Consider the following 21,513-nt stretch of genomic DNA (forward strand, 5'->3'; position numbering starts at 1 on the left):
AATCATTCCTGCTGATTTAATCACGGCGTTTTATTCACAACGGTGAAGCACAAAAAAAGGCAAGGTACATACATACCTTGCCTTTTTTGTCTCAAAATGATTTGTCCGAGTATCTATTTAAGCATATTTCAATCTAGGCCACGGTCGTTTGATTTCGTCCATTGTCTTTGGATTGATATAAGGCTTTGTCGACACGCTTTAACCAATCAACATGGTTTGCATCTTCTGGGTCAAATTCAGACAAGCCAACACTAATAGTAAATTTGATGGTCGAACCATTCGCTTCGATTTCTAAGCCCGCAATGCGCTTTCTTAAACGCTCAGCAAAATAGTGCGCTTGGTCGATGGTGGTATTAGCCAGTAACACGGCGAACTCTTCACCACCATATCGACCACAGAAGTCGGTTTCGCGCGCAGTTTTCATCAACAAGCGAGCGGTGTCTTTGATCACCTGATCACCCACCGCGTGACCATGACCATCATTAACACGTTTAAAGTGGTCAATATCAAACATTACCAGCGTTGAGCGACCGCCTGTTGTGGACAGTTGCACATATTCATCAAACAGACGAGATTCCCAGTAAGCGCGGTTAAATAGCTGAGTCAAACCATCACGGCGACCTATTTCGGTCAATTTTTCGTTCGATTGCTTAAGGTGCAGTTTGCTCTTGGCGATTTCTGAAACATCTTGCAGCATGATCGCAAAATGCGTCACGATTCCCGTCGGTGATTTTAGTGGGGTGATCACCATATTTTGGTACATGGTGAGCAAGCCCTGAGAAACTGGCGAGAAGTTTTTAAACTCAAAGATAACCGGTCTGTCTTCCCAGTTAGAGAAACCACGCGTTTTCAGTTTTTCCGTTGAAGCCAGTTTGGCTTTCAACCACTCTTCTGGCAGATTCGGGTAGCTGGCAAACAGACACTGTCCCATAATATTTTCAGCGTTAATGCCACTGTAATTCTGCATGAAACTGTTCCATGCACAGACTTTATAATCTTTATCAATTACCACCAGACCCGCGTCCAGTGTATCGATAAGCTGCATTGTCCAGTGAAAGTCCGATAAGTCGAGTGTCATTGTACTCATTGCAACATCTCCAACTGACCTTCAATAATCGCAACCGAAGTTTGGTCAAACATAAACAGTACGGAACAATCTAGGTCGATACTTTCTGCGTTGTAGGTATATTCTACGGTAAAAATATGTTCGTTTTCGCTCAGCATTGAATCATTAGGATTAAAGTTTTCAATACGCAGCGGTTCGCGTAGTGAAAAATCTAAGCCAATTTGCTCTGACAGTGAGACTAAGAATGAAGAAACCAAGACGTTGACAAGGTTAACCACGACTTCATCGTTAGAGATAGCGCCGGGCGCATAACCTAAACGCTCACCGACTTGCTGTATGGCATTTCCCTCAATGCACACCAAAGCTTCACCATGTAAGCCACCCCCGACAAATCGTTGCGCTACGGCACAACTGTCTGGACGCGATACCGTATCCAGAATCATCATGGTCAATTCACCAAATGACAAATCGCCGACTTGAGGGACAGGCAAAACAATAAACTCTTTTAATTGCTCTGCAATCGTTGCGGCACCAACACCCAGTGCCACATTGGATACCTCTTGAAAACGTTCAAACAGCGTACCTGCCGTTGGCATTTCTTTGGGCGCTTCATCTTCAAGATAGTAAGGGATACCAAGATCATGGAACAGAGGTTTAGCAACCTCTTGTTTAAGGGGCTTCTCAACAAACGCGTATGCCCCTAAGTCGTAGCATCTCTGCTGGGCGATCGCTTGAATATCGCCTGAAACCACCACGATCTGGGTCTTAATGCCACGCTTTTTGACTTCAGCTAGAACTTCAAAGCCATCCATTTCGGGCATGGTGAGATCCAGAAATAGAATATCTATCGATGTGCTTTCCAAGACGGAAAGTGCTTCGATGCCGTGTTCGGCAAATAATATCTCTCCGGAGAATGATTCAGAAATGCATCGCGCCATACTTCTGCGGGCGACTTTAGAATCATCACAAATCAGTATCTGCATGAAATTCCTAGGGTGACAAATGTGAGCAATAACCGCTCTATAATAAACGGAATCTCATCCAGTTTACCAGAAGAAATTTGAACCGAGGTCACATTATTTGTCGAGGATCACACTGTTGTTTTATTCACCCTAGAGCAATCCTATGCTATTGAGTCGCCTATTAAAACAACGCTTGTTGAGGTGTGTTGACCGGAATCGTTTCTTTATTAGTCTCTGCTTTTTTTGCTGCCATTTTTCGTCTATATCTCTGGCGGCACAGTTTTATTATGTGTCTTTGTTGAGCTGGAGTGAATGAGAGCCAATTAAAACGTTCTTCACGTTTGCGCATACAACCTTGGCAATAACCTCGGTCATCAACACTGCAAACCCCAATGCAAGGGCTTGGGACGGAAAAAAACTCTAACTGCTCCATAATTAATCGCTCGCTCCTTGCTTAAAATAGTCACCTATAATAAAGATAACCTAACCTTGACAAAAAACAGTGTTTTATTGCCTATAATTCGCGAAAATCTTATAAGTCGGAGCCAAAAACATGAAGATTTTATCCAAAAAGTACCTTGTCCCTGTTGTTGCATCAGTATTACTCGCGGCTTGCAGCCAAAGCGATAATAAAGCGTCAAACGCGACGGTTACTGCTCAAGATCTACAGCACCACAACTGGAATTTAGTGAAGATTGATGGTGAAGCGATTCAACTAAAGAATAAAGAACAAGCACCTCGCCTTGAGATTGGCGAAAAGATGATGGCCAACGGTAACGCCGGCTGTAATAACTTCTTTGGTCAAGGTGAGCTCGAAAAAGGTAAATTCCGAATCGAGAAAATGGGTATGACGATGAAGATGTGTTTGGATGCAAATATGGATGTCGAACAAGCCATGTCACAAACCCTATCAGACTGGAGTGACATCACGGTCACTAAGCAAGGACTTGAGCTCAAAGGAGCAGCTCATACCTTGACGTTTGAACTCAAAGATTGGGTTAATTAATCTCTCAGTCTCGCTAGGCGATGACTGCCCTATTCATTGGCAGTCATCGCTTTTTATTCCGCAGTCATGAAAACCTGCACCACAAAAACACACACTACGAAAACAGCATCACTTTTAATGCTGCCTCGCTATCCACATCGTTAAATTCCGCTGGATTCTCTAAACGACGAACAAACGTCAGTTGTGGCGCTTCCTGTTGCATGCTCTCAATCAAAAACTCTGAGGTCACTGCTGGAGAGTTGACACAAGCCATAACATCGCCACCAGCAGCCATCAACTCATCTAAACGTCTTAAAATTTTCTTATAGTCTTTGGTTAACGCGAAGCTGCCTTTCTGAAAAGAAGGGGGATCGATGATCACCATGTCATACGGACCATATTTCTTAATTTTACCCCAAGACTTAAAGATATCATGGGCAAGAAACGTCACTTGCGAAAGATCATGACCGTTGAGCCTATGGTTATCGCGCCCCTTATTTAAGGATGATCTTGCCATATCAACATTCACCACGTGCTCGGCTCCGCCCTCAATGGCAGCAACAGAAAAACCGCAAGTATACGCAAACAGATTTAAGATTCGCTTACCTTTCGCCTGTTGCTTTACCCACTCTCTACCCAAGCGCATATCAAGGAACAGACCAAAGTTTTGATTGCGACCGATATCGAGTTGATATTGGCAGCCTAGTTCCGTCACCACGGGACGATGTTCAAACTCGCCAAAGACCACTTCCGTTGGCGCACCTTGAGCGTAACGATGTTGAATTGCCACCGCTTTGCCTTGTTTCTCCAACCACAGCTCGCTTTGTGTAATGGCAAGTAACCCGCTGGCGAGTTGCTGCAAAAAGGCGTCATCGACCTCTTTAAACACATTCACTATCAACTGTCGATCGACCCAATCACAAGTCAGTTGCTCCAAACCGGGCCAACACTTTCCCCTACCGTGAAACAATCTACGAATTTCACCCTCCACTAACGCTAATTGGCGGGTTACCTGAGTAAAAAAAGTAGGCAGTGCATTCATATCCATTGTGTTTACTTCTTCGGCCATGATAACTCCCAAGGCTTAGACCATTGTTCAATCGCAGATGAGGTTTCCATTTGATTCCACGCTTGCCCCATTTCGGACTTCGCTCTTGGATCAGAGACAAACTGATATTCTTTATCGCCTAAACGGAAACGCAGTGCAAAAGCGTGCAGATAACCTCTATCTGATTGGCTCGTGCTGTGATAAATAGGGTCACCAATGATAGCTGAACCCACCGACTTTAACGCCACACGAATTTGATGGGTTTTGCCTGATAGAGGGCGACATAAAAACAGACGAACGCCGGGTTGCGTCGCTTGAGAAACAAACTGCGTTATGGCAGGGTTTTTCATTGTTGGCGTCAGTTTCCACGCAGAACGTCTTGAACGTTCCATATCCCCCTTGATGGTGCCCTGCTTTTTTTTCGGCTTTTTATCCGCCAAAGCAAGATAATATTTGTCCATTTTTCGCTCGGCAAATAGCTCAGCGAATTCGCGGGCGACCTCACTCGACTTAGCCAAAATCAATAAACCTGAGGTCATTTTGTCTAGTCGATGAACCAAAAACAGTTGCGACAATCCAAGTGAGCGTGCCACCTCTGCGACGAGCATCGTCTCACCCTCATCTTTATGAACGCTAACGTTGGGCTGTTTGTCAATAACAACAAACTGGTCATTTTCAAAATGTATTGTGAACATAAATACAGGCTAAAGAGTAAAATTGTTTTGGATAATACACAAAACACCCTTCACTATCAGCTTTTTGCTGCAACAATTGATATTGTCGGTTTAAAATAAACCCTATATAACCAAGTAACCTCAAGATGCGAGGTTCAGCGCGATTCACTTTGGCTCAATTCACTTTAGTGCCAAGAACATTAATAAAGCGATAGATTGGAGCGTCAACGGCTAAAGCCTGCACAATACCAACGCGCTCGTGACTATTTATTTGAGGTTGAATGGACAAGGTCTACCACTTTTTTACCCTTGCTATGATTGGACTCTACTGGCTATTGGTCGCTGGTGTTACTTTCCGAGTTGTACTCAAGCGCCGCGCCGTCAGCGTTTCACTGGCGTGGTTAATGGTGATTTATATCATTCCTATTGTTGGTGTGGTGTGTTACTTCTTATTTGGCGAGCTTAACCTCGGTCGCAAACGTGCCGAACGCGCCAAAATGATGTTCAACCCTTTTGGTGAATGGTTCTACCTGCTCAACAATTGCAATGCTCATAAACGTGATGGACTTGGAACCCATATTTCAAAGATCGATAGACTGTGTAACAACCGTATGGGGATTCCCGCCTTGGTTGGCAATGAGTTGCAGCTCCACACCACGCCTCAAGAAAGCTTGTTATCCGTGATCAATGATATTAAGCAGGCGAAGCACAGCATTCGCATGGTGTTTTATATCTGGCACCCCGGCGGGTTGGCAGACTCGGTTGCAGCGGCACTGATTCAAGCCCGCAAACGAGACGTGCAGGTTAAGGTGCTATTGGACTCCGCTGGCAGCGTGACTTTTTTCCGCAGTCACTGGGCTAAGATGATGCGTGATGCGGGTATCGAGTTGGTCGAAGGGTTGGAAGTGTCACCTTGGCGTTTATTCTTACGCCGACTCGATCTGCGCCAACACCGAAAAATCGTCGTTATTGATGATGAAGTTGCCTACACCGGCTCAATGAATATGGTCGACCCTGCTTACTTCAAGCAAAACTCTGGTGTGGGTCAATGGATTGATATCATGGTGCGTGTGGAAGGACCCACCGTTAATGTGCTTTCCGCAATCCATGGTTGGGATTGGGAAGTCGAGACTGGAGATCGACAATTGCCCGCATTACCTGAATGCGATATCAACATTCCCGATGACTCCAAACCTATTCAAGTCGTTCCTTCTGGACCCGGTATGCCAGATCAACTGATTGGTCAGGTGTTAAAGTTAGCCATGCATCAAGCAGAGCAGTCGGTTCGCATAACCACGCCCTACTTTGTGCCCAGTGCCGACCTACTCGATACCATTAAAACCACCGCTCAGCGCGGCGTCAAAGTGGACTTAATCATCCCAAAACACAATGACTCTTTGATGGTGCAATGGGCTTCTCGAGCTTTCTATTCCGATCTGCTTTCATGTGGTGTCAATATCTACGAGTTTGATGGCGGCTTGCTACACACAAAATCCGTTGTGATCGATAATCTGTTTTGCTTAGTCGGTACCGTCAATATGGACATGCGCAGCCTATGGCTCAACTTTGAAGTGACCCTTGCGGTGGAAGATCCCAGTTTCACCTATCAAATGTATCAATTACAGACCGAGTATATCGAGCAGTCTGAACTGCTTAGCCACAACCAGTGGGAGAAGAGAAGTCTTTATCACCGATTCTTCGAGCGTGTGTTCTATCTGTTTAATCCGCTGCTCTGACCTCCGTACCCCTATGACGAGCGGTTGCGCGAGATTTACTTGCAACCCTTTTAGCATCATGTTTTAGTGATGGATAGAATCAAACCTAGCTTGAGTGTGGCCCTCAACCACACTCTTAAGATGTCGTTCAGGGATAGAAAATGTCAGAAAATAAAAAAACCCAATTCATTACCGCTGGTCGCGATAAAAAATGGACCAATGGTGTCGTCAACCCGCCTGTACAGCGCGCCTCAACCATCGTATTTGAAACCGTTGCAGAAAAACACAAAGCCACGGTTAATCGTCAAAACAAGACGCTATTTTATGGTCGCCGAGGCACTAATACCCATTTCGCCTTACAAGATGCGATGACACAGATCGAGGGTGGCGCTGGTTGTGCCCTCTATCCTTGCGGCACCGCGGCGATTTCTAACGCCATCTTGTCCTTTGTTGAGACGGGCGATCACATCCTGATGGTCGATACCTGCTACGAGCCGACGCGTGATTTTTGTGACACCATCATGAAGAAAATGGGCATTGAAACTACCTACTTTGACCCTATGATTGGCGCGGGCATTAGTGAGCTTATTCGCCCCAACACTAAGATCCTATTCTTAGAATCCCCTGGCTCTATCACGATGGAAGTGCAAGATGTCCCCGGTATGGCGAGCATCGCACATCAACACGATGTAATCGTCATGCTCGACAATACTTGGGGGGCTGGTGTGAATTTCTCGCCTTTTGAACATGGCGTTGATATATCAATTCAAGCGGCAACAAAATATATTGTGGGTCACTCGGACGTCATGCTTGGTACCGCAGTCGCATCGGAGAAATACTGGGATCAACTCAGAGAGCAGAGTTACCTTATGGGGCAGTGCGTCTCGCCAGACGATGCCTATTTGGGTCTGCGCGGGATCAGAACGTTAGATGTGCGTCTAAAACAACACGCACAGAACAGCCTAAAAGTCGCTCAGTGGCTTGCAACTCGCCCAGAGGTGGATCATGTGCGCCACCCCGCATTAGAAACCTGCCCTGGACATGAATATTTTGCGCGCGACTTTACGGGCGGAAACGGTCTCTTCTCATTTGTACTCAAAACCAGTTACCCGAGAGCAACCACCGCACTACTTGATGGTATGCGTCACTTCTCGATGGGCTATTCTTGGGGTGGATTTGAAAGCCTTATTCTCGCCAATGAACCAAAAAGTTTTGAGTCTCTACGCACCGTAGCAAACCCGAACTTCACCGGTACACTGATTCGTCTGCATATTGGTCTAGAAGATATCGACGATCTCATCGCCGACCTAGAAGCCGGACTAGCACGCTACAACGCACTCATCACCGAAAAACAAACCACCTAACACCACAACCAACAGACCCCGTACTCATCTACGGGGTCATATCACACCTAGCACCTAGCACCTAGCACCTAGCACCTAGCACCTAGCACCTAGCACCTAGCACCTAGCACCTAGCACCTAGCACCTAGCACCTAGCACCTAGCACCTAGCACCTAGCACCTAGCACCATTATCATTCCCCCTGCCTTAATCTCAACTTCTCATTCCAGTAAAAATTGCAAACCAGCCCACATTTCAATCATATAAAATGACTAATTTTTAAGCACTTTTTGCTTTTTATTCCACACTTTAGAAGCTATATCGAAATAAAAGCGATACCGAAAATGTACCCTACATTTTTCGACACAATAACAAGGAGTTCTAATGATGAGAAATATGGCAGTTCGGATCAGCACAGTGATCCTGGCTCTAGGCGTATCTCTGACCGCTTACGCAGACAACTACACCATAGGAACGGGCAGCCAAAGTGGTACCTATTACCCATTGGGTGGCACACTTGCTAAACTTTGGGGAGAACAAATTCCAGACTTTACCATGCGTGCCGAAGTCACGGCGGGTTCGGTTGAAAACAGCATTAAAGTGGCGCAAAACAAACAGCTTGCGGGCATTGCTATGGGCAGTGTAGTACTCAAGGCTTACCAAGGGACAAAACCTTTCCCTGCGAAAATGGACGTTGCTGTGGTCACTGCACTCTATCCCAACGTGGTCCACTTTATGGTGCCTGCCGACTCTGATATTCAAAGTGTCACCGACCTCAAAGGAAAACGCGTATCGCTGGGTGCGCCGGGCTCTGGTACGCGCAATAGCGCCATCGCCATTCTTGATGCTCTCGGTATCAAAGAAGATGACTTAAAAGCACAAAGCCTCAACTATACCGCGACGACCAATGCGCTCGCCAACGGACAGATCGACGCTGGTGTTATCGTCGGAAGCTTAGGCGTTGGCGCCGTGACCGAGTTAGCACTCACCCGTGATATTCGTATGCTTTCATTTACACCCGAGCAGCTTGCCGCCATCTCCAAAGCGATGCCGTCTCATCAATCCATCGAGATCCCAGCCGACAGCTATCGCAATGTTCCTGCCTTTACCACCGCAGCGGTTTGGAACGTACTGCTTGTCAACAAAAACGCCGACGAAGACTTGGTTTATTCAATGACTAAAACCATGTTTGAAAACATTGACACCGTTCGCCAAAACATTAAGGCAACGAGTTATACCACCCTCGACAATATGCAGAAACTCAGTGGAGTACCACTTCACCCAGGGGCAATGAAATACCTAAAAGAACATCAATAAAGGTAGGCTAAAATGACAGCAAACAAGTGGTATACGTTGTCTGATGTTTTAGTCAAGATGGCTGCACTCGCGGCCATCTGCCTATCCATCTTTCAAATCTATCAGGGAATCAGCGCCCAAATCTCTGCCCCAGTATTCCGTCCAATACATTTAAGTTGGGTGATGTGCTTGGTGTTTGTCACTCACCCTTTATGGGGCAATCAACAAGGTTGGCAAGGTATCGCATCAAGGTTAATCGACCTTGGTTTCTGTATCGCTGCCATTTGGGCAACTTGGCGTATCGCGTCATTCGATTATGACGACATTATGTTTCTGATCGAAGGCATCAACCAAGTTGACCAACTTGCCGGTTGTATTACCATCGTGTTGCTGCTTGAAGCCACCCGTCGGACTGTCGGCATGGTCATGGTCGCCATTGCGGTCATTTTCCTGCTCTATGCCATGTTTGGAAACCTGCTGCCGAGCCAAGTTGCCAGTAACGGATTCTCGCTACAGGAGATCATTCGATTTCATATCTTTTCCACCAACGGAGTCTATGGCGCACCGCTTGCCATTGCAGCCGGGGTGGTGTTTATTTTTGTTTTATTTGGTGCCTTTCTACAAGTCACGGGAGCAGGTAATTTCTTCATTGATGGCGCCTTTGCTGTTGCGGGCAAATACCGTGGTGGACCGGCCAAAGCGAGCGTCGTTGCGTCGGCTGCATTGGGCTCCATTTCTGGCTCAGCCATTGCCAACACAGTAACCACGGGGTCACTGACTATTCCGATGATGAAAAAGCTCGGTTATAAGTCCGAGCAAGCCGCAGGAATCGAAGCGGCTGCATCAACCGGAGGACAAATTATGCCTCCTGTGATGGGAGCTGGTGCTTTTGTAATGGCACAATTTACTGGCATTGCCTATAGCGAGATCTTGTTAGTGTCGATTGCACCCGCCATCTTGTATTTCGCCTGCACACTACTTTATGTCCATATTATGGCCTGCAAACTCGGACTCAAAGGGCTCGATAGCATTGAGAGCTTAAAATCGGTAATGCATAAAGGTTGGCACTATCTGGTGCCTTTAGTGATGATCACCACACTATTGCTGATGAGTTATTCCCCAGTGCTGGTGGGTATTGCCGGATGTGCAGCGATTATTGTGGCTTCATTACTCAGACCACACAGTCGAATCTCACTGGGTCAGTTTTTTGAAGGGCTAAAGCAAGGAGCGCTGCTCGCTCTCCCCATATCAATCGCTTGTGCCACCGCTGGTATCGTTGTCGGTGTCGTCGGACAAACCGGAATCGGTTTGCAGTTCACTCAGTTCTTAATTGCACTGTCGGGTGGACAACTATTTATGGTTCTGATCCTCATCGCCATCGCCGCCATTGTATTAGGAATGGGATTACCGGTTACCGCAGCGTATATTGTGTTGTCGATCATGGCGGTTCCCACCCTACTCGACTTTGGGGTTTCACTGCTTGCTGCTCATCTCGTGGTTTTTTGGTTGTCGCAAACGTCCAATGTTACCCCGCCCATCGCCCTTGCGGCATTTGCTGGTGCAGGGATAGCAAAATGTTCGCCAATGCGCGCGGCGGTGCAGGCTTTCAAATTGGCGCAAGGTTTCTTCTTGATCCCCGCTATGATGATTTTCTCCGGATTAATCTGGACGGGCGAGCAACCATTGGAATTTGCGTTAGCAATAGTGGAGACCATTGTGTTAATTATCGCCTTTGCTGGCGCTATTGAAGGGTTTTTATTCGCGCGGCTGAACCCTATCGAGCGAATCATCTTAATGGCTGTGGCACTGAGTGTACTGACTGGCTCGCTGCTTATTAATATCGTCGGACTGGTCATTCTGCTTATACTGCTGGCAAAAAACCGTAAAACTGCCCAACTGGTTCATGCTAGTTAATTTCCACAATTCATAGCAAAGCAGAGCGAACTCTTTGCTCTGCTTTTATTTTGTTGTCACTGACTTGTTCCTCAGTTATATCCAAGTTACCTCAAAATGAGAGGTAACTTGGATATATCATCCTAGAATGTCATTAATTGCCTAACGCTATAACGTGATTGAAAGCAAATATTAGACATATAAAAACTAAGGATACTGGGGTGACAGTGATTGTTTGCGGTACAGTATCTCTATTAAAAGACCGTAATGATCAAAACACCGTAATGTTGACACTCTGCTTTTTCAAGGAATGAAAATATGAAGCGTGATTTAGACTTTGTGCAGGAATTGCTCGTACACTTTTTTCGTCAACCCCATATTGTACAACGTCTACAACGCATTGATACTCGTGTGCTAAAAGATTGGGACACTTGGCTACAAGTGGAATTTTCCCTTTTTCTCGATTCTCATATCCACATCAAACAATGGCATAAAGATTATTCGTTTCCGATTGTCGCCCAATCGAACATAGAATCAATCTACGCCTCCGACCCTAATCTGTTACCAATTAACTTCGTATTTGCTAAAACGCAAAGCAGTCCCAACCAGAACATTGCCATTGATATCCGGCAGGATGCCGACGCTGAAATCTGTATTCGTTCCATGGTGGCTGATATCCACAAAGTGTGGCTAGTCAGACGCTCTGATAATGATATTCGTAGCATGTGGTCTTTGGGGATCCACAAACAAGCCGCCCGCAATGAATTAATTGATTTTATCCAAAGGTATGTTGATGAATTTGATGCCGATTTTATCTCTGAGAGCCGAACGCACACCCGCGCTATTCCAGGTACTCAACTGGCTTATACACTGTTTTAAAATTCAATTTAAGCTCAAGCATTAATTGTGTTTCCACTGAGTCTGAATAAAATGATCAATCTTGCCCGATAGAGTAATCAACTCGTTTCTTAACCATTTATGCGCAGGATCATGATCAAACTTCTTGAGCCAAATAAGGTAATTCGTAATCGGCTTTGCTTCAAAAGGCGGATAAAAAATTTGTAACTGCAAACGCTCTTGAAATTGCAGTGCCATAGAAGTGGGAACAGCGGTCAAGCAGTCCGATTGACTACACAGCATCATATTGTTAAACAGTGAGCGCCCATGGTAAACCGCTTTGCGCTTGGAAAGATCCAGCTTGGTATACAGATTTAAGCTACGCAGATGATTTCGTTTTCTTGCCAATAGCGCATGGTTTTCTGCCATATATTGTTGTTCAGTGAGTTCTCCTTGAATGCGTGGATGCTGGCGACTGCATACCACAACAAACTCGCCTTGATAAAGTGGTTGGCTCACAATGCCTGGATGCTCTGGCGGAATAATATCGATCATCAGGTCATATTTTTGCGTTAGCAACTCTTCATACAATTGAGCGTCATTGTCCGGTTGATCATAGACCTCTAATGCAATCCCTTGATTTTTTCGCTTAGCAAATTGATCAAGAAGTACCCATTGCAAATGTTCTGGTGCGGTAATCACAAACTGACGCTGGCTATGTTCAGGATCAAAGTCGCCCAAGCCTTGAAAGATGTCGTTAAGCTGCGTAATAGGCTGCTGAATCTGAGCATACAGACTTTCCGAGTAACTAGTTGGAACGACCCCTCTTCCTTTACGAACAAATAATTCCTGCCCTACCTGTTTCTTTAAGCGCGCCAAAGCGGTACTGATGGTCGACTGATTCGTATTAAGATGTTCCGCTGCTTGGCTAAAACTGCCTTGTTCCATCACTGCGGCAAAGATTGCCAACAAATTAAAATTGGGGATGTCGTTATTCATATCGTCAAATTAAGCCATTAACACACAAGTTATATCGTAATAGCGATAGATAAAAATAGCAAAAGACTATTTTTCTTACCAACTCAGAACATTAGCATCCACGCTCCCAAATGTTACAAATACAGGTCGAACGGATGAAAAAACCTCTTCTCGCATTGCTGCTATCAAGCCCAAATGTCTTTGCCGCTGGTCACATGCTACCAGAGCTAGGCTCTTTAAATGCTAGTACTGCTGGCGCAGGTAGTGCAGCTCTCGCAGAAAGTGCCCTTACATCATGGACCAACCCTGCTGCGATGTCTGAATTAGAGACCACGCAGTTAAGCACCAACCTTGCCGCATTGGCGACTGACGTTAAATTTACCGACTACACGGACAAACAAGAAGTCGACAGACGCATTGACGCTGGCAGCACAGCACCGATTGCTAGCCTGTACTTTGTGACTCCAATCAATGACAAATTTCATGCAGGCTTAGCCTTCGCCTCCCAAGGGGGAACCGGTATCGACTATGGCGATAACTTTTCCGGCGCGCGTTTATTGCAAGATGTGGAATTTATGACCTTACAATTGATGCCTTCAATATCCTACAAAGTGAATCAAAAACTCGCGATAGCAGCATCGGTTAACCTTGAGTACCTGACCGCTAATGGCACACTGGATCCCATCGCCAACATTGGCAGCAGTGTACTCGACGCAGAAGCTGACGACTTTACTGTGGGATATTCGCTTAGCGCGTTCTACAAGTTTAATGACAAACATCGAATCGGTATGCTGTATCGATCTGAGATCGATCACTACGGTGAAGGGCATGGAGAGCAGAGTGACGGCGATTTAAACCTAGATGTTGGGCTTAAATTTACCATGCCGCAGCACCTACAAATGAGCGGAGTTCATCAGGTAGATCGTCGCTGGGATATGCTTTGGAGTGTAACTTGGTATGATTTTTCAACTTGGAAAGATCTGACCATCGATGTCAACGGCAATCCAATCAAGATTGTCGACCGCAATTTCGACGATATCTGGACCTTTGCTATTGGTACTCATTTTCAGCTAAATAAACAATGGCGATTAGAGTCGGGCGTCAGCTACGAAACGTCTCCGCAAGACGACGCTCAACATCAATACATTGATCTACCCGTCGGGTCGACGCGTCGCCTTGGTCTAGGCTTCACTTATACCGTTAATCCACAATGGACCCTTCGTGGATATTACGACTACATTGATTTGGATACGCCAAAAATTGATTATCAAGGATTAGTGAATATTAGCGGTCAGTATGACAACTCTGCGCACTATGTGGGTTTACAGGTCAATTACAGTTTCTTGTAATCTGTCTGTAAAAAATGAACCGTCGTTGATTGCTAACAATAGAACAATCTACCATTTCAAGTGTTAGATTGTTCTATCAGACTCATGTCGCTTCGATGGTAATCACACTGAGATCCGCTAAAAATCCGCGACTTAGCTCCCACTTATTATAAATCCAATTAATTTTTCTATAATCAATCGCTATTACGATAGTTTAAAATCGTATTACTGCCTCGATCATCAAGGGGCAGCTTCATACCATGAACCACAATTGCTTATTTGCCTTTAAGGTCGTGTTTATGAAAAATAGCTACAATAAAATGCTACTCGCTAGTGTCATCTCTACCGCACTCTTGAGTGCATCGTTTGCTCATGCAACACCAACCACGCAAGCCACATCTCAGGTTGGTCACCCACTCCGTACCAGTTCCGCGCCTCAATATCAAAATATCGACCTTGATTCACGCTATCAAAGCAAACAACTGTTTGAACATGAATCCAACCTTTTCTGGGGTAAAGGCGAGCGTATCAAGGTATTGTCTCAAACGGGTCAATCATTAGCTTATACTCAAGCCTCTGATCACGTGCACCCGATTCTGACCAAACACAGCCGTAAGATGCAACAAGCCATTATTCAGGTCGATGATAATGTCTATCTCGGTTACGGTTTTGGTCTCGATACCCCGGTAATGATTGAAGGTGATGACGGTATTATCATCATTGACCCCGGCGAATCGGTGCAAATGGCTCAAGCAGTTAAGGCGCAATTTCGTCAAATTACCCAAAAGCCAGTAAAAGCGATCATTTACTCTCACAACCATATCGACCATATTTCTGGAGTTCGTGCTTGGGCTACTGATGCACAAGTTAACGCGGGAGAGATCCAGATCATTGCTCAAGAGGGCTTAACGGCGGCAGTGGCTAACTGGTCTTCAAACCTTGGAACTCTGTTTGGTCACCGTACTTCCTACACTGGCGCTAAGCACGTTGAAGAGGGTGAACACGGTACTGTTAATGATGGTTTAGGTCCTCGATTTATGCAGGGCGACATCTCGTTCATCGAGCCAAATGTTGTGTTTAAGGACCGCTTAGATACGACCATTGCCGGCGTTGAGATGCAAATTGTCAATGTGCCATCAGAAACCAAAGATGAAATCGTCGTCTATTTACCTAATCAGAAAATTCTGCATGCGGCAGAGGTACTGCAAGGCGAAAACTTCCCGAACCTTCATTCGATTCGCGGCACTAAATTCCGTGACCCATCGATGTGGTTTAAGGGCATCGATATCATGCGCCAGTTTGATACGGAAGTAATGATCAACTCACATGGACGACCTGTTGAAGGCAAAGCTGCCGTCAGCAACGTATTAACCGCCTATCGTGACGCGATTCAATTTACCCATGACCAAACCATTCGTTACATGAATAAAGGCATGACTCCGGATGAATTAGTAGAGGTGGTAAAACTCCCAGAGCATCTTGCTCACCACCCTTGGCTCGGCGAGCACTATGGCACCGTTGCTCATGCTGTACGTCAGATCTATGTGGGCTATAACGGTTTTTTTGAAGCGGACCCATGGCAGCTCGAGCCAATGGCCTACGAGCAAAGAGCCAAAGCCTTTGTCGAAATCATGGGTGGACGAAATAACATTATTTCAACCGCAAAAGCGGCGATTCAGGCATCAAACTATACTTTCGCTGCCGAGATCTTAAGCTACCCTATTACGGTTAACAAACAAGATATGGAAGCTCGTAGCCTCAAAGCGCAAGCCTATAAAGCATGGGCGGCCGAGCAAGTGAACATCAACTGGCGTAACTGGGCGTTAAATGCAGCGGCTGAGCTCGAAGGCACAAGAGATTTTTCAAACCTTATTAGCTTCGCATCAGCCGATGTATTGACGGCACTACCGAGTGTTCAGATCTTCGATATGATGACCTCTACGTTGATTGCCGAGAAAACACTGGATGTCAATATGGCGCTGACCTACCGTTTTACCGACACTCAAGAGTCATACACCATTGAGATTCGTAACGGTATTGCTCAATTGCACCACCAAGCTCTCTCCTCTTCAGATGTAGAAATCGTCACTACTCGCCAGGTACTTAACCAGATCTTGCTGGCTGGTACTAATGCTCAGCAAGTGATCGGTCAGACGATGCAGACAGGTGAATTTAAGTTTGCAACCGGTAATATTCAAGGTTTCGGACAGTTTATGGGTTATTTTGACCAACCCCTGTCTCCAGAAGAGTTGATGCTGATAGTACGCTAAGTAGTTAATATGCTATTCGTCAGCAATCCAAAAGGAACCCATTTGGGTTCCTTTATTTTCTATTGTTTAATCTACGGGGTAGCGACATGGTGATAAAACGTACTTTAGTGGTGCTAATGAGTTTGGTTTCCTTTTTAAGCCACGCTTGTGGTCTCCATCAAACAACCGGATTTAACCTAACCACTGAACCCGGATCGCTAATGGTATTTTCTAATGTGATTGATGCAAGACAGCAAAATCGCTTCGGCAATCTAGATAAACCCGATCATTTTCGACTTTTTGCCTTTCGTGCTGCCCTCAATACCCCCGAGCCACTGAAATTGAACTTCACCATTTTTGAGGCTATCAAAGGTCACTACAGCTTGGTCGAGGTTCAGAACCAATCCCGAGTGACCGCTAGAGACACTTTGCCGACATCCAACGATCTCATGGTCATCACCGAACTTGATATACTCGATGCACTAGCGACAGGGAAAATTAGCTGGTCACAAGCAAAACAGCAGGGACTGGTCGCGTTATCAGGTTCTGCCGTTCAACAGCAACGCTTGGATAGGTGGTTTTTTCAGTTATTTAACGTTGCTACGCTCTCTAACCAGTAACAGGGATTTATGTAGCGCAGTGACAACAAGCACACCACTCAAACATCCAAAGACATTAGCGCCCATATCAGAAAAAGAAAAGTCACGGGTTGGTATCCAATACTGTAATCCCTCATCGACAATCAGGACCGCAATCACAGCAATAAACATCGGTCGTTGCATCAATAGACTCAACCAGCCCGAACACAAACCTAAACTGCCAGCGAGGGCAAAATGAAGAATAGTATCATTGCCCATAAAAAGCTCTAACGATTGCATAAATGCCGGATTAGTTCCAAAGCTTTTAATGAGTGATAGGATTGATACAGCAAGAGAAACAATAATAAAAATGAAAATTGCACTTTGTTTCGAACGGCCCATATGTAACTTTATGCTTAAAAATGAGAGGTGACACACGATACCACCCTTAAGTTGGGTTTAAAACCGTGTTCCAGTTATCAAGTTACTATAGATGTCCAACTGAAATGTTACAACTTGTTAGGGTAACTAGCTTTCTCTAAACGCTCTTAGCAAACTGGTTCGTAATGGATCCAATAAAAAATCAAGGGGACGTTTTTTCTCAAGCAGAACGTATACCTCAGCTGGCATACCGGGGTACAGCTGTATATCCTCACTATTTTCTACATCCGCAGGATCAAGCTTCACTTTAACCTTAAAGCCGGTCTTTTCACCTTGGGCATTTTCATTGATATCTGCGTCGACAAAAATCACCTCACCATGAACTGGCGGCACCTTGTTATAGTTCAATGCCGACAAGCGTATCAAGGCTTTTTGTCCTAATTGCACCATATCAATATCCACCGGAGCAACAATCGCTTCCACCACCAAGCCATCTTGATCGGGCACCACTTCCATAATCACTTCACCGGGAGAAACGACCTCACCAATGGCGTTGACGGTAATGCTTTTTACAATGCCATTCACAGGGCTGGTTACAATAGAGCGCTGCTGTGTATCAATGGCGAGTTTAAGGTCAGCCTCCGCAATAATCAGGTCGTTTTTTACCTCGGCAATCATATTTTCAATTTCTGAACGGTTGCGCTGGCTAATAGCATTGAGTTGTTGTTCGAGTTCAATTGCAGATTGTTGAGAAGAAGCCAGATCCGCTTGCACTGAAATAATTTCAGACTCCAATAGCACTCGGGATCGTTTCAGCTCCAACAGTTTAATCTTTGAGGTATAACCGTCTTGGAGCAAGGTGGCGTGCATATTGATTTCTTGCAACAGATAACGTCTTGCGTTCTCATTCTGCTTTAGCATGCGCGCAACAAACTTTTGTCTGTCACGTGCATTTAGTAAGCGCGAACTGATAATGGCATGCTCTTGTTGGCGGATATTGGCGCGACTTAAAAACAACGATTGCTGGTTCGCTGCCAATGTCTCAACTTCTAGTTCTATCCCTCTGGTCAATTCCCGATCGATTTTTGGAGAAAAAGAAGGTTCGTCTTTGCGTTCAGCCAGCAAACGCATGTATTCAATTTTCCTACTCATCCAAGCCAGTCTTGATTGTTTGAGTCGACTCGCAGATGACGTATCGGCGATTTTTATTAACGCCGCTCCCGGTTTAACAACATCGCCCTCATTGACATACACTGCAGCGACAATTCCCCCCTCAAGGTGCTCAATGCTCTTGCGTTTACTTTCAACAACCACAATACCCGGAGCGATTGCCGCCGATTCTAATGTCGCAAACCAACTCCAGCCAAAAAAACCGCCAAAAGTGATCACAATAATAACCAGACTACGTGTGATGAGTCGTCGATTTTTTGATTGAATTTCGTTCGCTATTTCCATCTACTGACCTTAATACTTAACGGTTTGATAGTTAGGTTTATTGATTGACTTAACGTTGCTAACTTGCTCTTGCGCTTTGTTGGGGTAGGCTTTCGCTACCGTTCCGTGTTTCAATTCCACCACATAATCGGCAATAGCTTGCAATGGTTTGTAATCACTGGTGAAAATGATGGTGGAACCCTCCGTTTTCGCTTGCTGAATTAAAGAGAGCAAGCGTTCAGAGGCTACTTTATCTAGAGCTGTAGTCGGTTGATCTAAGATCAATAGTTTAGGCGCATGATAGAAACAGCGTGCGATACCGATCCGCTGTAGCTCACTGCGTGACAAGGTCACATCATCAGATTTTAATAACGTCATATAGTTTTGCGGTAAACGCGCCACAAATTCGTGAGAGCCAGATAACTTCCCAGCAAGAATTAACCTTTCAGAACGTTGTTGACTGCGGTCGAAACCGCTAATGTTATCGGCAATAGAAGCATCAAATAACTCAATATCTTGCGGTAGGTAACCGATATTTTCAGCTAGGTTCTGACTTTGAATCTTGTCAACATCAATACCATTGATACACACTTGTCCACGTGTTGGTGATAGGTAATTCGCCACCAACTCTAACAGAATCGACTTACCTGCTCCTGCCGCGCCTTTGATCTCCAGACATTGACCGGGCTTGAGCCTAAATGTCACACCACTGAGTAGCTCTTTTTCTGTGACGGAGGAGAAAAAACTCACGTTATCCAGAGATAACTCTATCTGCTGTAATGGCAGATCGATCTGCTCTACCTGTTGTGGTCTTGCAAGCATGGCTGCAATGGCATGATAGCCTTGTTTGGCATCACGCCACTTAGTGTAATGCTGTGCTCCCTGCTCTATCGGTGCCAAAATACGACCTAATAAGATGGACGCTGCAAGCAGTGAACCCGCTAATATCTGTTCTTCAATCACCAACCACGCACCAATGGCATAGACTCCGACTTGAACCCAAGTTCTAATTAACTTGAGCAGAGACATACCCTGTTCGTTCTGCTGCTTGGTTTCGCTTTCACTCATCGTAAGATGTTGGTTGTGTCGCTGCCAATTTTGCAATAACTGCGGAGCAATATTCAACGCAGAGATCACGCGTCCCTTGAGAAGCATCTTACGGATACCAATTCCCTGCGTTTGCGTGAGTGCTTGATGTTTTTTCTGTTGCTCATGAGAACGGATAAGCATCAACCCACTCAACGTGGCGATCGTCAGAGCACATACCAGCGCATAACCACCCAACGCCGGGTGAAGTACAAAAAGAACCAGAATAAATGCCACACTCCAGGGTAAATCAGCGAGGTGGCGATGAAATGGGGATTGAAGATAGAACTTAGCTTGTTGGTGATTGTATAAGGTTTCGGCACCCAGTTGCTTTTGGGCTTTCGCTTGTTGCAGTGCTTGTTCACCGACTTGTGTACTAAATTCGCTTTCGTAAACACTACTGGCATTATTGAGTAACTGCTGTCTGGCATAATCCATGATGACTTGCACTAATAGCAAAGCACCCGCTAAAACAGCAAGGTAAAGTAACGTTTCCTCACTTCTCGACGTTAATACGCGATTAAAAATCTGCAAACTGTATAGGGGAAGAACGAGCAGTAGTAGATTCGCGAAAATCGAGAACAGCAAGAAGTAGCGGTAATTTTTGTTGGAAAAGGACTTAAAGTCATTCCATGCTTTCATTGTCTAATCCTATCCCTATTTAAGCTAGCGGTATCCATCGCAAAACCTCAAGGGATAGCATCATCGATGCCATCCCCACTGTGGCGGGTAACTAGGCCATTATGTCTGAATCATCGGTCAGAATGGTATGTGTAGTCACACCATCAAAGATCGTATAAGCACTGTAATCAGAAATGGTCTCATCTTCTGAAATCAGATAAGCAAGCTGTAAAATGCTCAAATCTACTTCTTGAATGTCCATAGCATCAAAGCCCGACAGAGTAATATCGACATTGGTAAAGATCAGACCTAAAGTCGACTCATCGAAGCGTTCACCCAAATCGATAGGGTCGACGAATGAGTCATTGGCATTTAATAGTTCTGCGGTTACCGTCAACGCTGAATTAACTTCGCCCCCTTGAATCACTTCAAAATCCGCAAAGGTCACTGCATCTTCACCAGAAATCACCAAAACATCAAAACCGTCGCCACCATCAACAAAACGATCCGCTACATCATCGATGGTTTCATCCAACGCCGATATATCGACAACGTCATCACCAGCACCAGCATCAATGCTAAATTCTGTATATTCGGAGTTTAAGTCGTGATCCAATGTGATAGTGTCATCACCTGCCCCTGAATCAATGTAGAACGTGTTATCCCAAACGTTTTCATTACTGAACACCGACACATTAATAACGTCATCACCAGAGCCCGTATCTATGGTACCTCGCTTCGCTTGTAATACATCTATCGTAACGCCATCACTCGATGTCGCAGTAATGCTGACATCAACGAAATTCTCAATAAAGACACTGGTTTTGTCGGTATCTACTTCTACTTCTTTGTATCCAGCTTGATTCCATTCACCGTTATTGACAATTGACACACCCGTTAGGCCCGTGTCACTCAACTGTACATCGTCTACATTTAGAAATGTGCCTTCATCCAAATCAACTGAATTATTAAACTCGCTTAACTTTGAACCTGTATTGTCGGTGTTGGTATAACCTGTATAAACTGTACTCATTTCCGTA

At 45.2% G+C, this 21,513-nt stretch carries 19 protein-coding genes; 9 read left to right on the plus strand and 10 right to left on the minus strand.

Features of this window, described 5'->3' with window-relative positions; translation table 11 throughout:
• Positions 1–133: 133 nt before the first annotated feature.
• The 3 genes from L9Q39_RS07945 to L9Q39_RS07955 all read right to left on the minus strand — a co-directional run bounded on the left by L9Q39_RS07945 (position 134) and on the right by L9Q39_RS07955 (position 2,461).
• Entirely contained in the window at positions 134–1,087 is a 954-nt protein-coding gene (locus tag L9Q39_RS07945; RefSeq protein WP_237484557.1) for a sensor domain-containing diguanylate cyclase, read from the minus strand.
• Positions 1,084–2,049, minus strand: a complete 966-nt coding sequence (locus L9Q39_RS07950) for a response regulator (RefSeq protein WP_237484558.1) — start codon at positions 2,047–2,049, stop codon at positions 1,084–1,086. The genes L9Q39_RS07945 and L9Q39_RS07950 overlap by 4 nt, the downstream gene beginning before the upstream one ends.
• 160 nt (positions 2,050–2,209) lie before the next feature.
• Positions 2,210–2,461, minus strand: a complete 252-nt coding sequence (locus L9Q39_RS07955; RefSeq protein WP_237484559.1) for a DUF1289 domain-containing protein — start codon at positions 2,459–2,461, stop codon at positions 2,210–2,212.
• A 120-nt stretch (positions 2,462–2,581) separates the two neighbouring features.
• Here L9Q39_RS07955 and L9Q39_RS07960 point away from each other — a divergent pair, with 120 nt between their 5' ends.
• Entirely contained in the window at positions 2,582–3,034 is a 453-nt protein-coding gene (locus tag L9Q39_RS07960; RefSeq protein ID WP_237484560.1) for an META domain-containing protein, read from the plus strand.
• A 94-nt stretch (positions 3,035–3,128) separates the two neighbouring features.
• Here the strand turns inward: L9Q39_RS07960 and L9Q39_RS07965 are convergent, their stop codons facing one another.
• On the minus strand, positions 3,129–4,061 hold the full coding sequence (locus L9Q39_RS07965; protein ID WP_435532834.1) for a class I SAM-dependent methyltransferase: 933 nt from the start codon (positions 4,059–4,061) through the stop codon (positions 3,129–3,131).
• A gap of 5 nt (positions 4,062–4,066) precedes the next feature.
• Positions 4,067–4,756 (minus strand): TIGR01621 family pseudouridine synthase, encoded by a 690-nt coding sequence (locus tag L9Q39_RS07970; protein ID WP_237484561.1) that lies wholly within the window; start codon positions 4,754–4,756, stop codon positions 4,067–4,069.
• 260 nt (positions 4,757–5,016) lie between these two features.
• Here L9Q39_RS07970 and cls point away from each other — a divergent pair, with 260 nt between their 5' ends.
• The 5 genes from cls (at position 5,017) to L9Q39_RS07995 (ending at position 11,860) form a co-directional block, all read left to right on the plus strand.
• Positions 5,017–6,471 (plus strand): cardiolipin synthase, encoded by a 1,455-nt coding sequence (gene cls / locus L9Q39_RS07975; RefSeq protein ID WP_237484562.1) that lies wholly within the window; start codon positions 5,017–5,019, stop codon positions 6,469–6,471.
• Positions 6,472–6,611: 140 nt separating this feature from the next.
• Positions 6,612–7,814: a cystathionine beta-lyase gene (locus L9Q39_RS07980; RefSeq protein WP_237484563.1), complete on the plus strand. Its 1,203-nt coding sequence runs from the start codon at positions 6,612–6,614 to the stop codon at positions 7,812–7,814.
• Positions 7,815–8,179: 365 nt separating this feature from the next.
• Positions 8,180–9,109, plus strand: coding sequence for a TAXI family TRAP transporter solute-binding subunit (locus tag L9Q39_RS07985; protein WP_237485535.1), 930 nt, complete (start codon positions 8,180–8,182; stop codon positions 9,107–9,109).
• Positions 9,110–9,121: 12 nt separating this feature from the next.
• Positions 9,122–11,002, plus strand: a complete 1,881-nt coding sequence (locus L9Q39_RS07990; protein WP_237484564.1) for a TRAP transporter permease — start codon at positions 9,122–9,124, stop codon at positions 11,000–11,002.
• 297 nt (positions 11,003–11,299) lie between these two features.
• Positions 11,300–11,860 (plus strand): hypothetical protein, encoded by a 561-nt coding sequence (locus tag L9Q39_RS07995; protein WP_237484565.1) that lies wholly within the window; start codon positions 11,300–11,302, stop codon positions 11,858–11,860.
• A 21-nt stretch (positions 11,861–11,881) separates the two neighbouring features.
• On the opposite strand, the gene L9Q39_RS08000 is transcribed toward L9Q39_RS07995, so the two are convergent.
• The gene (locus L9Q39_RS08000; RefSeq protein WP_237484566.1) at positions 11,882–12,817 is read right to left on the minus strand and encodes a LysR family transcriptional regulator; all 936 of its coding nucleotides are present in this window, start codon (positions 12,815–12,817) and stop codon (positions 11,882–11,884) included.
• 134 nt (positions 12,818–12,951) lie between these two features.
• Between L9Q39_RS08000 and L9Q39_RS08005 the strand changes: the two genes are divergently transcribed.
• The 3 genes from L9Q39_RS08005 (at position 12,952) to L9Q39_RS08015 (ending at position 16,993) form a co-directional block, all read left to right on the plus strand.
• Positions 12,952–14,145, plus strand: coding sequence for an OmpP1/FadL family transporter (locus L9Q39_RS08005; protein WP_237484567.1), 1,194 nt, complete (start codon positions 12,952–12,954; stop codon positions 14,143–14,145).
• Positions 14,146–14,423: 278 nt separating this feature from the next.
• Entirely contained in the window at positions 14,424–16,394 is a 1,971-nt protein-coding gene (locus tag L9Q39_RS08010; protein ID WP_237484568.1) for an alkyl sulfatase dimerization domain-containing protein, read from the plus strand.
• An 86-nt stretch (positions 16,395–16,480) separates the two neighbouring features.
• Positions 16,481–16,993 carry a hypothetical protein gene (locus L9Q39_RS08015; RefSeq protein ID WP_435532814.1) on the plus strand — a complete coding sequence of 171 codons (513 nt, stop codon included), beginning with the start codon at positions 16,481–16,483 and terminating at the stop codon, positions 16,991–16,993.
• Here L9Q39_RS08015 and L9Q39_RS08020 read toward each other — a convergent pair.
• The 4 genes from L9Q39_RS08020 to L9Q39_RS08035 form a co-directional block, all read right to left on the minus strand.
• A complete protein-coding gene (locus L9Q39_RS08020) occupies positions 16,961–17,230 on the minus strand; it encodes a VanZ family protein (protein ID WP_237484569.1) in 270 nt (89 codons plus the stop codon). The two genes, L9Q39_RS08015 and L9Q39_RS08020, sit on opposite strands and share 33 nt — an antisense overlap.
• A gap of 249 nt (positions 17,231–17,479) precedes the next feature.
• A complete protein-coding gene (locus L9Q39_RS08025) occupies positions 17,480–18,787 on the minus strand; it encodes an HlyD family type I secretion periplasmic adaptor subunit (protein ID WP_237484570.1) in 1,308 nt (435 codons plus the stop codon).
• A gap of 9 nt (positions 18,788–18,796) precedes the next feature.
• Entirely contained in the window at positions 18,797–20,494 is a 1,698-nt protein-coding gene (locus L9Q39_RS08030; RefSeq protein ID WP_237484571.1) for an ATP-binding cassette domain-containing protein, read from the minus strand.
• Positions 20,495–20,585: 91 nt separating this feature from the next.
• Positions 20,586–21,506 carry a hypothetical protein gene (locus L9Q39_RS08035; protein WP_237484572.1) on the minus strand — a complete coding sequence of 307 codons (921 nt, stop codon included), beginning with the start codon at positions 21,504–21,506 and terminating at the stop codon, positions 20,586–20,588.
• Between the last annotated feature and the right edge of the window lie 7 nt (positions 21,507–21,513).

The sequence above is a fragment of the Vibrio hippocampi genome, from assembly GCF_921292975.1.
Lineage (GTDB): Bacteria > Pseudomonadota > Gammaproteobacteria > Enterobacterales > Vibrionaceae > Vibrio > Vibrio hippocampi.